9 protein-coding genes and 3 pseudogenes are annotated in these 14,333 nt (G+C 70.8%); 4 read left to right on the forward strand and 8 right to left on the reverse strand.

Going from position 1 to position 14,333, the window contains the following annotated elements; translation table 11 throughout:
* Window positions 1-29: 29 nt before the first annotated feature.
* Entirely contained in the window at window positions 30-1,187 is a 1,158-nt protein-coding gene (locus ACZ4S3_RS21735) for a nucleotide disphospho-sugar-binding domain-containing protein (RefSeq protein ID WP_467936606.1), read from the forward strand.
* Here ACZ4S3_RS21735 and ACZ4S3_RS21740 read toward each other — a convergent pair.
* Window positions 1,151-1,801: a carboxymuconolactone decarboxylase family protein gene (locus ACZ4S3_RS21740; RefSeq protein ID WP_467936608.1), complete on the reverse strand. Its 651-nt coding sequence runs from the start codon at window positions 1,799-1,801 to the stop codon at window positions 1,151-1,153. The two genes, ACZ4S3_RS21735 and ACZ4S3_RS21740, sit on opposite strands and share 37 nt — an antisense overlap.
* 351 nt (window positions 1,802-2,152) lie before the next feature.
* On the opposite strand from ACZ4S3_RS21740, the pseudogene ACZ4S3_RS21745 reads away from it, so the two are divergent.
* Window positions 2,153-2,521: pseudogene (locus tag ACZ4S3_RS21745) on the forward strand (RNA-guided endonuclease TnpB family protein); the annotation flags it as partial.
* Between the two features lie 2 nt (window positions 2,522-2,523).
* Here the strand turns inward: ACZ4S3_RS21745 and ACZ4S3_RS21750 are convergent.
* Window positions 2,524-2,964 (reverse strand): annotated as a pseudogene (locus ACZ4S3_RS21750) (metallophosphoesterase family protein); the annotation flags it as partial.
* Between the two features lie 149 nt (window positions 2,965-3,113).
* Between ACZ4S3_RS21750 and ACZ4S3_RS21755 the strand changes: the two are divergent.
* The gene (locus tag ACZ4S3_RS21755) at window positions 3,114-3,437 is read left to right on the forward strand and encodes a putative quinol monooxygenase (protein ID WP_467936610.1); all 324 of its coding nucleotides are present in this window, start codon (window positions 3,114-3,116) and stop codon (window positions 3,435-3,437) included.
* Window positions 3,438-3,541: 104 nt separating this feature from the next.
* Here ACZ4S3_RS21755 and ACZ4S3_RS21760 read toward each other — a convergent pair whose 3' ends face one another.
* The 3 genes from ACZ4S3_RS21760 to ACZ4S3_RS21770 all read right to left on the reverse strand — a co-directional run bounded on the left by ACZ4S3_RS21760 (window position 3,542) and on the right by ACZ4S3_RS21770 (window position 8,329).
* The gene (locus ACZ4S3_RS21760) at window positions 3,542-5,194 is read right to left on the reverse strand and encodes a purine-cytosine permease family protein (protein WP_467937005.1); all 1,653 of its coding nucleotides are present in this window, start codon (window positions 5,192-5,194) and stop codon (window positions 3,542-3,544) included.
* A 407-nt stretch (window positions 5,195-5,601) separates the two neighbouring features.
* The gene (locus tag ACZ4S3_RS21765; RefSeq protein WP_467936612.1) at window positions 5,602-6,960 is read right to left on the reverse strand and encodes a SufS family cysteine desulfurase; all 1,359 of its coding nucleotides are present in this window, start codon (window positions 6,958-6,960) and stop codon (window positions 5,602-5,604) included.
* On the reverse strand, window positions 6,947-8,329 hold the full coding sequence (locus tag ACZ4S3_RS21770) for a family 2B encapsulin nanocompartment shell protein (RefSeq protein ID WP_467936614.1): 1,383 nt from the start codon (window positions 8,327-8,329) through the stop codon (window positions 6,947-6,949). The genes ACZ4S3_RS21765 and ACZ4S3_RS21770 overlap by 14 nt, the downstream gene beginning before the upstream one ends.
* A 684-nt stretch (window positions 8,330-9,013) precedes the next feature.
* Here ACZ4S3_RS21770 and ACZ4S3_RS21775 point away from each other — a divergent pair.
* Window positions 9,014-9,217, forward strand: a pseudogene (locus ACZ4S3_RS21775) (ATP-binding protein); the annotation flags it as partial.
* A 135-nt stretch (window positions 9,218-9,352) separates the two neighbouring features.
* Here ACZ4S3_RS21775 and ACZ4S3_RS21780 read toward each other — a convergent pair.
* The 3 genes from ACZ4S3_RS21780 to ACZ4S3_RS21790 all read right to left on the reverse strand — a co-directional run bounded on the left by ACZ4S3_RS21780 (window position 9,353) and on the right by ACZ4S3_RS21790 (window position 13,774).
* Window positions 9,353-9,799 carry a DUF4118 domain-containing protein gene (locus ACZ4S3_RS21780; protein ID WP_467936616.1) on the reverse strand — a complete coding sequence of 149 codons (447 nt, stop codon included), beginning with the start codon at window positions 9,797-9,799 and terminating at the stop codon, window positions 9,353-9,355.
* A gap of 316 nt (window positions 9,800-10,115) precedes the next feature.
* The gene (locus tag ACZ4S3_RS21785) at window positions 10,116-11,354 is read right to left on the reverse strand and encodes an acyltransferase family protein (RefSeq protein WP_467936618.1); all 1,239 of its coding nucleotides are present in this window, start codon (window positions 11,352-11,354) and stop codon (window positions 10,116-10,118) included.
* Window positions 11,351-13,774, reverse strand: a complete 2,424-nt coding sequence (locus ACZ4S3_RS21790; protein WP_467936621.1) for a glycosyltransferase — start codon at window positions 13,772-13,774, stop codon at window positions 11,351-11,353. The genes ACZ4S3_RS21785 and ACZ4S3_RS21790 overlap by 4 nt, the downstream gene beginning before the upstream one ends.
* Window positions 13,775-14,333 lie beyond the last annotated feature (559 nt).

Below are 14,333 nucleotides of genomic sequence, written 5' to 3' on the forward strand. Positions count from 1 at the left end.
CCTCCGGCCGTACCGTCAAAGGAAGCCGCATGCGCGTACTCTTCAGCACTCTGCCGTCCCGCGGGCATTTCTACCCCCTGGTGCCATTGGCGTGGGCCCTGCAGGCCGACGGGCACGAGGTGGCTGTCGCGACCACCGCCGGTTTTTCGGCCGCGGTGACCGCGTCCGGGCTCTGCGCACTCGAGACGGTCGACGACATCGACATGCGCCGCATGATCGGCGAGGACCGTACGGGCCGGCCGGTGCCCGACCCTGACGATATCGAGGGCAAACTGCACCGCAGCGGTCGCGGATTCGCCAGGGCCAATGTCGCGGCGCTCCCTGCCGTACGGGAGTTGACGCACGGCTTCTCACCCGACGTGGTGATCGGCGAACCCACCGACTTCGCGGGACGGCTCGCGGCGTTCGCCGCCGGCCTCCCCCACATCGTGCACGAATGGGGGCTTCCCGTACCCGGGCGCATGATGGACGGGCTGACGGCCGAACTCGAGCCCGAACTCGCGGACTTGGGCCTGGCCGCACCGCCCGGCCCGCGCCTGCACATAGACGTGTGCCCGCCGTCCCTCTCCGGAGCGCCTACGGACGGTCGGCGCCGCCTGAACATGCGGTACACGCCGTTCAACGGTGGCGGACGGTTGCCCATGTGGGTGCGGACGCGGGCGGCACAGCCGAGGGTGTGTGTCACCTTCGGCACCATGATCGGCGTCTACCCGGGAGCCGCGGAGTCCATCGCAGAGCTGGCTTCGGCCCTTCTCTCCGCGGGAAACGACGTGGTGCTCGCGGTCGGCGACGAGCTCGCCCCCCACGTCCGCGCGCTGTGTCCCGAGGTACGGCACATCGGCTGGCTCCCGCTGCACGGCGTCCTGCCCGCGTGCGACGTGCTGGTCCATCACGGCGGGTCCGGCAGTGCCCTCACGGCGATGTGCGCGGGCGTACCGCAGGTCGTCACCCCCTACGCGACCGATCAGTTCAGCAACGCGGCACACGTGGCCCGAGCGGGCGTGGGCATCCGCCTCGACCGGGGCGGCGCGGGCCCGGATGACGTGGCCGCCGCCTGCGCCCGTATCGCCGGGGAACCCCGCTTCGCGAAGCAGGCCCGTCTCTTGCGGGAGGACATCTCGGGCCGGCCCTCCCCCGCCACGCTGGCCGCTCAACTTCCCTCGCTCCTGGCGGAGTCGGCCGTGTGACGGCTGCCAGGGCCCCGGTCCGTACTGCTTCCGCTGCCGGGGCGGGCCGGATGCGGGACATCGCGGAAGCGTGGTGCGCCGGGTTCCGGGGCGAGCCGGGTGGTGCGGGCGGTGAAGCTGATGGCGTGGTACCAGCCGCACAGCATCAGGAGGTCCAGGAGCTGTTCGGGGCTGAACTCGCCGGCGAGCCGTTGCCAGAGTGCGTCGTCGATGTCGTGGTGGGTGTGCAGCGCGTCGGTTGCGTCCAGGAGCAGCCGGTCGCGTTCGGCCATCCAGCAGGCGTCCGCGCTCGTGCCATGGGTGAGGGAGCCGATCTGCGCGGTGGTCAGACCCGCGCGGTGCGCGAAGTGTGCCAGGTGCACGCCCCATTCGTACTCACAGCCGCACAGCGCGCAGGTGCGGTCAATGACGATTTCCCGGTCGCGCAGTCCGAGAGTGAGCCGGCGACCGAGCTCGTAGCCGCCCCAGCCGTGCAGCGCCTCGGCCATCGGCAAGTGGCGCGCAAACATCCGGAAGAGGGCGATCGGCTCCGCTTCCCCCGGCATCATGCGGCGCAGTGCTGCCGCGGTCTCCGGGGAGTACGGAGCCTCGGCCGGCGGGATCCGTGCCGTCATGATTCTTCCCTCCCATGCTTCGATTTTCAAAGCGTGGGAGGGAGCATAGCGCTTCTGAAATCGAAGCACCACCCTTTGCGAGAGCGTCGTACGCACCGCCTTCAGGAGCGGTGCGGCAGCCGGTGCAGCTCCACCGCGGTGAGCCGGCCCGCCGATACCTCCGCCGTCATCAGGTCTCCTTCATGGATCCCCCCACCTTCAGGTGGGGGAGGAAATGAAGCTCCTGCGGAGCAGGGCAGGGGAAACCGGGTTGCCGTCTGGGCGATCCGGTGTCCACCCTGCGCGGTGGTGAGGTAGTCCACGCAGAGAGAGGGCTCTCAACTGTCAGTCCTCCCAGGTAGGTTCGTGTTCATGGTGGCATCAGCGCAGGCGGCGGAGGGTTGCGGGCATGCCCGCTACACCTACCGCGTCCGTGTGTCGTCCACCGCTCGTGCCGCGCTCGAAGCCGAGTGGGACCGGTGCCGGTGGATCTGGAACGAATGCGTCGCCAAGTCCAAGGCCGTCCGTGCTCACAACCGGGTCCATTCCGAGGACAAGCGGACGTGCGGGCCCGTTCAGCTCGCCAAGATGCTGACCGAGGCCCGCGCGGTGACGCCGTGGATGCGGGACGGAGCCAACGTTCCGCAGCAGCAGACCATTCGCGACTTCGGCAAGTCCCGCGCCAAGGCGCTGAAGGACATCAAGGCCCAAGCCAGGAATCCCCCTCGTTCACGAGGGGGAAGAGTCAAGTAGGTGCAGTACGGCTGCCGTCGGCGGTCGGTCGGCGAGCCGGGGTTCAGCAGGCGCAGCCGGTCGTCGGCCGTGGAGTCCCAGGGGATGTGGCTGTGCCCGAACACCAGCACATCGAGTCCGGGGAACCGGTCGGCGCAGCGGCGCTCCCGCCCCTGCGCAGCGCCGGTCTCGTGCACCACGCCGAGGCGCAGCCCCTCCAGTTCCGCGTACGCCACCTCCGGCAGCCGAGCCCGCAGCTCGGGGCCGTCGTTGTTGCCGTACACCCCGATCAGTCGCCGGGCGCGGCCCTCCAACAGGTCCAAGGTGGCGGCGTCGACCCAGTCCCCGGCGTGGACGACGTTGTCGGCGCGCCCCACTTCGTCCAGCAGTTGCGGCGGCAGCGCCTTGGCGCGCTTGGGCAGGTGGGTGTCGGAGATCAGCAGCAGTCGCACGAGCCGACGGTAGCCCGCGCGCGGCTTCCACGGCCCTCGCTCCGGGCGCGAGGTACGAGGCGCGAGAGATAACCGAGATATAGGAGATACACGGGATACACGGGATACCCGAGATGCGAGAGATGAGGCGATTGCCTTAGAGTCTGCGAATGATCTTTATTGTTGTGAAGTTTCCGGTGAAGCCCGAATATGCCGAGGAGTGGCCGGAGCACGTCGGCGCATTCACCCGCGCCACCCGGGAGGAGCCGGGCAACCTGTGGTTCGAGTGGTCGCGAAGCCTCGAGGACCCGGACACCTACGTACTGGTCGAGGCGTTCCAGGACGATGCGGCCGAGGCGCATGTGAACTCCGACCACTTCCGGGCGGCGATGGAGCAGATGCGCCCGCTGCTGCGCCGTACGCCCGACATCGTGAGCACCACGATCAAGGATACAAACGGGTGGAGCGCGATGGGCGAGCTCACGATCGACTGACGGCCGGCCCGGACGGCCGACGCCTGACGGCTGGCGGCTGGCGGACGTGAAGAGGGAGAGGGCGGGGCGCCCGGGTCGCGCGTCCCGCCCTCTCCCTCTTCGGGTCAGGCGCCGGCGGGCGCCGCCGGGAGGAGGTGGTCGCCGGTCTTGTCGGTGCTCAGGCACAGGGAACAGACCATCGCGTCGTGCGTGGGGCAGGCGGCCAGATCCGGCCGTTCGAAGCTCTGGCGGCACACATGGCACGCGTACGTGGTGGCGCTGGGGTTGCCGTCCGGGCCGAGCAGCGGCTCCGCTATGCCGTCGTCGGCGCGGCGCAGGTAGTAACGGCCCTTGGTGAGCACCGCCGTGAGCGGGGTGAGGACAAAAGCGATCAGGGCGGCGGCGACCGGCGAGTACGGCTGGAGGGCGTCGCCGAGAGCGTGGAAGTACATGGCGATCGACAGGCCGGAGGCGGCGGTGAAGGCCACCACGCCCACCGGGTTGACGGCGTAGAGCATGCCCCGGCGGAACTCGGGTGTCTGCGGGGAGAGTTTGAGCAGGTACTTGTTGACGATGATGTCGGTGGCGACGGTGACGACCCAGGCGATGGCGCAGTTGGAGTAGAACCCGAGGATGCTGTTGAGGACGCTGAACATGTCGGCCTCCATCAGCGTCAGCGCGAACGCCAGGTTGAGCAGGACGAAGACCATACGGCCGGGGTAGTGCCGGGAGATCCGGGTGACGGAGTTGGTCCACGCGAGCGATCCCGAGTAGGCGTTGGTCACGTTGATCTTGATCTGGCTGATCACGACCAGAACGACCGCGAGCGGGATGACCAGCCAGGAGGGCAGCATCGCGGCGAAGGCTCCCCGGAACTGCTGGATGGGTTCGGTGGCCGCGGCCGGACCCACCTCGGCGAGGATGTACACCGCCAGGAACACCCCGATGGCCTGCTTCAGCGCGCCCAGTACCACCCAGCCGGGGCCGGCCATCACCACGGCCGTCCACCAACTCCGCCGGTTCTGGGGGGTCTTGGGCGGCATGAACCGCAGATAGTCGATCTGTTCACCGATCTGCGCGATCAGCGACAGGCAGACCCCCGCACCCAGCAGCACCGAGGCGGTGTTGATGCCGCCGTGGCCGTCGCTCCCGGCGTAGGACAGGAAGCGGCTGACCGTGCCGGGGTCGGTGGCGACCAGGTACAGCAGGGGCCCCACCATCAGGAGCAGCCAGACGGGCGTGGTCCACACCTGGAGTTTGCTCAGCGCTTTCATCCCGTAGACCACCAGCGGGATCACCATCAGGGTGGACACCAGATAGCCCAGCCACAGCGGCAGCCCGAGCCCCAGTTTCAGGCCCTGCGCCATGATCGAGCCTTCGAGCGCGAAGAAGATGAAGGTGAAGCTGGCGAAGATGACGCTGGTCAGGACCGAGCCGTAGTAGCCGAAGCCGGAGCCGCGGGTGATCAGGTCCAGGTCGATGTTGTAGCGGGCGCCGTAATAGGCGAGCGGAAATCCGGTGAGGAAGATGACCGCCGCGGCGACGGCGATCGCCGCGAGGGCGTTTCCGGTGCCGTGGGTGAGGCCGATGCCGGCCCCGATGGAGAAGTCGGCCATGTAGGCGATGCCGCCCAGCGCGGTGGTCGCCACCACCATGGGCGTCCAGCGCCGGTAACTGCGCGGGGCGAACCGGAGGGTGTAGTCCTCCAAGGTCTCCTTGACCGCCTGGTCGGCGCCGGGCCGCTCTTCGAGCGCCGGCGCGTCCGGGACATCTGCCACTGCCGGCCGTGGTGAAACGCTCACGCCGCGCCTCCTGGAGTGCGATCGGGCTTGAGTGCTGTGCGCACGGCCGGGCGGCAGCCACGGGCCGTACGGATCCCCGCTTGGCGCCGTCGGCAGGAGGGGAAGAAACGGGAGCCCGCTCGGGGGTGTCCGTGCCGGAAACGCTAGGCACGGCGTATTTCTGCGCCGCACTCGCCACGTGAACGCACGATTTCCGGGATCTCACCGGGCGCCGGGCAGCCGTCGGGCCCACGGATGGTGTACGCCATCCGCCCGGGGACGTACGGGAGTCGGCCGGCCCGCGGGTCCGCAGCCGAGCAGGCCGGCCTGCCTCCACCGGCGCGGGGCCCCGCGTGAGGCGGGCGCGCGTCCTCCGCCGGGAAGGCCGCGCGCTCGCCCGGTCGCTATCCGGCGGCTTGCTGCAACTTCCGCAACGACGCCACCAGTTGGTCCACCTCCTCCGATGTGTTGTAGAGCGCGAGCGAGGCACGGGCCGCGCTCTGCAGGCCGTAGTGGGCCAGGGCCGGCTGGGCGCAGTGGTGGCCCGCACGGATGGCGATGCCGTCGCGGTCCAGCCAGTCGGCGATGGCCGCCGGGTCGTGGCCGGCGAGGGTGAAGGTCAGTACGGCGATGCGGTCGGGGGCGGAGCCCAGGAGGTCGAGGCCGGGGACTGCGGACAGGGCTTGTTGTGCGTAAGCCATCAGGGAGGTTTCGTAGGCGGCGATGGCGTTCCGGTCGAAGGAGGTCAGCCAGTTGAGCGCGGCGAGCAGGCCGACCACGCCGGCGATGTGCCCGGTGCCGGCCTCCAGCCGGTGGGGTACGGGGGCGTAGGTGGTACGGGAGAAGTCCACCGACTCGATCATGTTGCCGCCGCCCTGCCACGGCGCCATGTCGCGCAGGATCTCCGGTTTGGCGTAGAGGGCGCCGATGCCGGTGGGGGCGAACAGTTTGTGGCCGGAGAAGACGTAGAAATCGGCGTCCAGGGCCTGCACATCGACGGGGAAGTGCGCCACCGCCTGCGCCCCGTCGACCAGCACCTTGGCCCCGTAGCGGTGCGCGAGGGCGGTCATCTCCCGTACCGGCGGGACGGTGCCGAGGACATTCGACGCCTGACTGACCGCCACGAGCCGGGTGCGCATGGAGAGCAGGTCGTCGTAGGCGTTGAGGTCGATCTGTCCGTCCGGTTGCAGGGGTACGGGCACCACCCGGGCCCGGGTCTCCTTGGCGATCAGCTGCCAGGGCACGATGTTGGAGTGGTGCTCCAGCACCGGGACCAGGATGTCGTCCCCGGGGCCGAGGTTGGCCCGTCCCCAGCTCTGGGCGACGAGGTTGATCGCCTCCGTGGTGCCGCGTACGAAGACGATGTCGTCGGGGGACGGGGCGCCCAGGAACTGCGCGACCGCCGACCTGCCCGCCTCGTACGCCTCGGTGGCCTCCCGCGCCATGGTGTGGGCGCCGCGGTGGATGTTGGAGTTGGCCGCGCCGTAGAAGCCGGAGAGCGCCTCGATGACCTGGCGCGGCTTCTGCGTGGTGGCCCCGTTGTCCAGCCAGACGAGCGGGTGACCGTTCACGGTGCGGTGCAGGATCGGGACGTCCCGGCGCGCCGCCTCGGGCGAGAAACCGCCCGCCTGGGTGGCGGGGTGAGTGGCGGGTTGGCCGGCCGGGTCCGCGGAGCGGCCGGCCGTCGGGACGGTCGTCACCCCCGGCGACGGGTGCGCCTCCGTCGCCGGCCGTACCCACCGCCCAACTTCAGGAATAGTCATGGTAGTTGGACACCTCGACGTTCTGGAGCACCGCCAGCGCGTCCTCCACCAGCACCGCGCTGTTGAAGTAGGCCGTCATCAGGTACGAGGTGATGCCCTTCTGGTCGACCCCCATGTTCCGCATCGCCAGACCGGGTTCGACCTCATCCGCGATCTTCGCGGGGCGCAGCCCCACCACGCCCTGTTCGGCCTCGCCGACGCGCATCAGCAGGATCTCGGTCGTACCGATGCCCGCCCCGCCGGAAAACCGCACCTTGTCCGAGGGGAGCAGCGGGACGCCACGCCAGGACAGCAGCGGGCTGCCGAAGCGATTGTCGATCACCGGGGGCACGCCCCGGCGGGTACATTCGCGGCCGAACGCGGCGATGGCCCGGGGGTGCGCGAGGAAGTAGCCGGGCTGCTTCCAGACGCGGGTCAGCAGCTCGTCGAGGTCGTCGGGGGTCGGCGAGCCGGTACGTGCCTGTACGCGCTGGCCCGGGGCGACATTGTTGAAGAGGCCGAATTCCGGGTGGTTGAGCAGCGAGGCCTCCTGGCGCTCGCGCAGCGCGTGGGCGGTGAGGTTGGACTGGGCGCGGGTCTGGTCGATGGGCCCGTTGTAGAGGTCGGAGACCCGGGTGTGGACGCGCAGCACGGTCTGGGCGAGGGTCATGTGGTACTCGCGGGGCGTGTCCTCGTAGTCGACGAAGGTGCCCGGCAGGTCGGGTTCGCCGACGTGTCCTGCACTGAGGTCCACGGGCACCTCCGCCCCCGGCAGCACCCCGTTCGCGGCGAGGTAGGCGTCCATCGCGCCCCGGACTCCCGCGTCGCGGTCACACAGCCCCGCGAGCGCGCTGCGTTCGACGCACAGGGCCACGCCGGGGGTCAGCGCCCGGACGCGGTACGGCATGGGTTCGGCGCGGGTCCAGGCGTCGAGGTCGAAGAACTGGCCGTCGCCGATCACCTCGAGCACCGCGTCCTCGCCGTACCGGCCGCTGACCCGCTTCTCGGCGCGGCCCTGGACGAGCACCCACAGCCGGTCGTGCGCGTCGCCGTCCTGGGCCAGCATCTGCCCGGACTCGAAGGCAACCTCCGTGAAGGCGCCCGCAAGTTGGGCGAGCAGTTCGTCGTCGGCCTCCCGCAGATACGGCAGTTCCCGCAGGTCTCCGGGGATGATGCGCGGCGATCCGTTGTCGGTGTGGGTGCTGATGCGGTCGTCACCGAGGACGTAGGTGCGGCGGCGGTTGACGCGGAAGACGCCCGATTCGACGTCCACCCAGGGCAGGGCGCGCAGCAGATAGCGCGGGGTGATGCCGCGCATCTGGGGGCTGGTCTTGGTGGTGGTCGCGAGCTGTCGTGCGGCATCCGGGCCGAGACTCATCCGATCGTTCACGGGACCTCCTTGGAGACAGACATGCCGAACGGCCGGCGCGCGGCCGATCGAGGGCATGTGGGAACAAGTTCTGATCGTGTTGTCGGAATGTGCCGCCCGCAAGCAGCCGTTGACCGGCGCCCGGCCGGAAATGCCCCCCTGACTGAATCCACAATTCCGCATATGCGTGCGACTACTGTGTGTGGCAAGTCCGCCACCACGAGTGGAGCCACCGGAACCCCCTCTCCGACCCCTTGCGGACACGCCTCTCCCCACCCCGCAACCGACCTGATTTACCCTCATAAGGCCTCTTTGGCATTGCGAAAGGGGGACTTATGAGCCTCCTTGGATGCTTCGTGATCCCCCCTGCGCGCCCCTTCCCACGTCGGTGGTCGCCTCGGGGTGACGGGCAGTGCCAGACATGGGACATATCTGGGACTTTTCGGGCGATCGAGCGCCGGGCGTACGGGCGCCGGGGCCCAGGCGTCACCGACTCCCCCAGCAGGGCAGCGCCTACGCTCCCCCAGCCGGCACCTGCGCCCCTGCTGAGCGTGCACTCCGTCGCGAGCCAGGGCGCTGCACCAGCTGCCGCTGCTGCTCGGCTCGGCGGCCGGGGTGCTGCTGCTGTCCAACGACGAGGCGCGCCGGCTGCTGGATCTGCCCACGCACGCCGAACGCCACCACGTCGCCGACCTGGGCCTGGAGCCGCATCTGCGCCGCGCCGCCACCACCGACGAGGGCGGCCGCGGCCTGTTCCTCGTCGCCCGGTTCGCCGAGCGCTGGGGCACCCGTTACACCCCCGGCGGCAAGGTCATCTGGACCGAACAGTCCCTGGACGACGGCCACCGGGAACCCGGCCCCGACCTCGCCGACGCCCTCCTCGACCAATGGGACGAACCGGCCCTGTGACGCCGCGCCGCACCCTTCCGGGCACCCCTCCGGAAACGTCCGCCAAACGTCCGCCCGAGCTCGGCGGGGAAGGCCTTGGCGAGCCGCCCCCACCAGGTCCCGGTGCCAGGCGCGCACCGGATGACGACGGCATGATCAGCCCGTTGAGCGACGGACGGCACGTACGACGGCGGCGCAGCCGGCGCCCGCCAGTCCGGCGGCGGCGAGCACCAGCAGGCTCGTCCGGTCCACCGGCTGCCAGCCCAGCCGGGCGCGGCCGTTGACCACGAAGCCGTCGAAGAACATCCAGCAGACCAGGACGATCACGGGCACCGGCCGGGGTCGCGCCAGCGCCGCCACCGCCAGGGTCAGCAGGGTGAAGACACCCAGGGCGACGGAGATATGAGCGCTCTCCCCGGTCAGCAGCAGGACGGTGGCCAGCAGCGCGGCGCCGACGGCACCGACCGGCAGGGCGAGGTCGCGGGCGAGGCTGTGGACCGGCGGGGTGCGGGGTGCGACGTGGGGGCGGGGCAGCGCCAGGCCGCCGGGAATGTGGCGGACGGGCGGGCGGATCACCGGTGTCCGGTGGTGCACGGCGGCCATGGGAAACCTCCTGCGTGCGGCCCTGTCGTACGGCCCCCTGGTGTCAGGCTGCCTCCGAAAGCCGCCCCGCAAGCGGCGCGGCTGGGTCCTTAACGCCGCCGATACGGGCGATACGGGGTTCCTGATGCGGCCCTGATGCGGCCCTGCCACGGCCCCGAGACGCCGCCGGGCGGCTGGGCGGCGCGCTCGCTCGCGACGAGGTCGCCGCACCGCGACGGGGCGCCGCGCGCGGCGTCGCCCAGCGGAAGACGGCGCCGGAGACCAGCGCGCGAGGGCTGGTCTCCGGCGCCGTGTCAGCCGGGTCGGCGCGGTGTCCTCAGCGGGCCGCCGTCTCCGGGTAGAACTCCCGGGGCCGTCCGCGGTTGTCCTTGAGGCGGCCCAGCAGGCCGGCCGGATATTCGATGAGCCAGTAGCTGGCCGCCGCCGCGGGGACGGCCGCCAGCAGGACGATCACGACGGCGAGCGGGAAGCCCGCCGGGCCGGTGGGCAGCAGGCCGGCGTTGTGCAGCTGGACCATGACCGGCTCGTGCCAGATGAACAGGCTGTAGCTGATCAGGCCGGCGGCGGTGAGCCAGCGGGCCGTCAACAGGCGGTTCCAGGCGGTGTGTTGGCGGGTGTGGAGGGTGCCGAAGAGCAGCACGATCCACAGCGCGGAGGCGAGCGGGTGGTAGAAGGTGAAGGCGACGTTCTCCGGGGAGGAGAACAGCGAGAGGCAGTAGAGACCGGCCAGGGCGAGCGCGCAGAGCGGCAGCGCCGCGCGGGGGGCGAGCCGGCCCCGTTTGCCGAGGGCGACGGTCAGTACGGCCAGGCCCATGCCGGCCGCGAAACCGCCGAAGCGGGCCTGCGGGCCGAAGTAGACCGCCCAGTCGGTGTACGGGACGCCGACGACGTAGTGCGCGACGGTGATCCAGGCGAGCGGAGCGGCGTACAGCAGCAGGCAGCCGCCTGCGCACAGGGCCACCCGGGAGCCGCGGCGGCGCAGCGGCCGGCAGGCCCGTACGGCCAGGGGGCCCAGCGCGATGAGGACGACGTAGAACAGCACCTCCAGTGACAGCGACCAGGTCGGGCCCAGGGTGTAGAAGATCCGCTTGCCGTCGAAGACATGGGTGAACGTGAGGTGCTCGACCAGGTCCCGCCAGTTGCCCGGCAGGGTCGGATTGCGGTCGGCCCAGACGACCAGGACCGCCAGGACGTACAGCGGCAGGATCCGGATCGCCCGCCGGAAGAGGAACACCTTGGCCGGACGGGTCGAGCGGCCGTCGATGGCGGCCCGCGCGTAGGACAGGGTCAGCAGATACGCGGAGAGCACGAAGAAGAGGTCGATGACCTCGAAGGAGAAGAAGGCCCCCAGGTAGGGGCTGTCGACCGGCGGGTGGCTGCCGTGGGCGTCGTAGCGGAAGTACTGCTGCCAGACGTGGAAGATGACCGTGCTGAGGGCGGCCAGTCCGCGGAAGCCGTCGATGTCGCGGGCGCGGCTGCGGGCGGGGGCGCCCTCCGGGAGGTTCCCCGGTGTGGCACGCGCGGGCTCGGCGGAGAGCGTGGCGGACGAACTCATCGGCGGGCCACCGCCTTGGCCGTGGCCCGCGGGGTGACCCGCCACTGCCGGTCGCCCAGCGCCTCCTTGAGGTGGGCCTGCCGGGCCACCATGTTCTTGAAGTGGCTGTAGAAGAAGGTCGACACGAAGAAGTACGACCAGAACCACGGGCTGCGGCCGCGGAGTTCGGGGACGGCCAGACGCCAGGCGAACAGCGCCTGGATGGGGCCGGCCGCCATGGTGAACAGCATCGCCAGTACGCACACCGGCACCGCCCAGTCGAGCCGCTGCAGGCCGCCCGCGCGCCAGGCCGAGTACAGCAGGATGGGCAGGATCTGGAGCGTCAGCCAGGGCTGCACCTCGCGCCAGCCGAGCAGTACCAGCAGGCCCAGTTTCTGGCGGACGGTGAAAAGGGGCGAACGCAGGCCGTGCCAGAGGTGTTTGAGGGAGACCTGGAGCCAGCCCTGGGCCCAGCGGGAGCGCTGGTTCCACAGGGCGTTGAGGGTGGTGGGCGCCAGTTCGCGGGAGATGAGGGTGCGGTCGACGGCGAAGCGGGCGCCCTCGTTCAGGGCGCGGAGGGTCGAGTCGATGTCCTCGGTCAGCATCGAGCCGTGCATACGGGTGCGCGCGAGCAGGTCCGTGCGCCAGAAGCCGTTGGAGCCGCCGAAGACACCGAAGCCGTACAGCCGGGTCCGGCCGGGGTGGCTGACCGCGTAGATCGCCTCGAACTCCACCGCCACCAGTTTGGCGACCCGGGAGCTGTCGCCGTTACGGATCACGCAGTGACCCTGGACGACGTCATAGCCGTTCGACAGCCAGTGCCAGGCGTCCTGGAAGGCGGTCGGAGCCGGGTGGTGGTCGGCGTCGAAGATGCCGACGAACTCGCCGCAGACGCGGGTGACCGCGGCGTTGATGTTCTGTGCCTTGGAGGTGGAGCCGGCGACCGGGAGCAGCACCAGGCGCGGGTCGCGGCCCGCCATCTCGCGGAGGGTGTCCTCGACCGGCAGCGGGTGCGGGGTGTTGTACGCGAGGACGATCTCGAGCTCGCCCGGGTAGTCGAGGCGCAGGAACGACTCGACGGTGTCGACGATGGTCGCGGCCTCGTTGGGGAGGTATGCGGCGATGACGGCGCTGGCGGCCGGGTACGGCGCGCCGGGCCGTTCGGGGCGGTCGGTGGAGTCGAGCGAGTAGAGGCACTCGAGGACGATCAGCAGGGCGGAGAGGACGAGCCCGGCCACCACGACCCAGTACATGGCCGAGCCGAGGTCCCAGCCCAGTGCGTAGGTCTGCTGGTAGAGCACGAAGGGGACGCCGATGCCGAGCAGCAGCGCCAGGACGGGGGACAGCGAGGCGAGGGCGGGCCGGATCAGGGAGCTGAGCGGGCGGCGCCGGTGGCGGTGCGGCGCGGGGTGCATCCAGGGCGCGTACCGGACCGGGCGCAGATCCCGGTGGCGGAGCGCTTCGACCGCCGCGTCGCGGGCCTTGCCGAGGGCCTGGGCGCCGCCCTCGCAGGCGGCCAGCGGGAGCCAGCCGATGGCCGGGGTGAGGCGGACGTTCTCGTCGGCGACGATGAAGCGGGTGCCCGCCACGGTGGTGGCGAACTTCTGCAGGCTCTGGCGGGCCGTTTCCTCGTCGACGCCGGGCAGCAGCATCAGCAGGTGGCCGTCGTCGTGCCGGCCGAGCCGGTCGCAGAAGCTGCCGAGCCGCTGCGCGACGCCGGCCAGCCGCTCGGCGACCTCGCGGCGTACCCGGGGGCCGAGCCGGGCCTCCAGGGCGCTCATCTCGGCGACGGCGACGACGGCGAGCACGCCGCCTTGCCTGCTCGCCTCGGGGCGCTGGAGTTCGCGGTCGAGTTCGTCCAGGAAGTGCGGGTGGGAGTAGAGGCCGGTGCGCGGGTCCTGGAGGAGGTTCTCGACCGGGACGGGGACGCGGCGCAGTTTCGCCTCGATGCGGGCGGAGAGTTCGACGGGGTCGGAGGCCTCGGGTATGCAGTCGTCGGCCCCGTGGCGCAGCATGTCCACGATGCCGGCGGTCTCCGGAGTGGCGGTGACCATCAGGAGCGGCAGCGCCTGTCCGGCGGGGACGGTGCGGACCTCGCGGATCACGTCGAGTCCGCGGCGGTGGGCGGGGTGTTCACCCCCTTCGGCCGGTTCGTGCCGTTCGTCCAGGGCGACTATGGCGTCCGGGGGCGCCTGTCCGACGCGGCGGTTGACCTCGCCGGGCGGGACGTGGCTGACGTCGTGTCCGGTGGAGCGCAGGGTCTGGGTGAGCCGCTCCAGCCGTGGCCCCGGAGTGCCGACGACCAGCACATGCCCGCCGGGGCGGGACGGTTCGGCGCCGGCGGGGTGGGCGGGTTCGTCCGCGGGGTGGGCGTGGTCGTCCGCCGTGCCCAGCAGGGCCGTGGGTGAGCCCTGGGGACCGGTGGGGTGCGAAGTGAGCACCTGAGGGTGTCCTTTCTTGCAACGAGGCATGCCGAAGCCGGTCCGGGCGCCCTGAGGGCGGCACTAAGGACCGGGGCGGCATGGGGCGCGATGTCTTCGATGACGTCGGCCGGGCCGCGGCCATGCGGAGCCGCCGGGGGATGTGGGGAATCACCCGGGCGGTTGCCGAAGGGCGCGCGGTGGCGCGGTCGTCATGAGGGGAGAGCGCCGGACAGCGTCAGCACGCTTGCCACATACATGACAAGCACAGCTTTCGTGACCGCCGGCAGCGGCTGTCTCTCCGCGGATCGGCCTGTCTCGTCAGGACGCACAGCCGTGCAGCCAGAGGCTGTTGAGCCAGGAAATGCGCGAGCGCATTCCAGCGGTGATCGCATATGAAGGGTCCCATCCTGATCGGATTGTGGGGGAGGACCGGATTTCTGTTGTGCCACCGAAGGATCCCGCTTTGCGAGCCCGTCGGCAACGCCACCCTCGGCGATCACTGTGACGCCGCACCTTCATCCACGTAACGCTCTTATTACGTCCCGTCGTCTTACCGGTCTCGATGAGTGCTACCGCC

Source organism: Streptomyces sp. NPDC028368, from assembly GCF_055565615.1.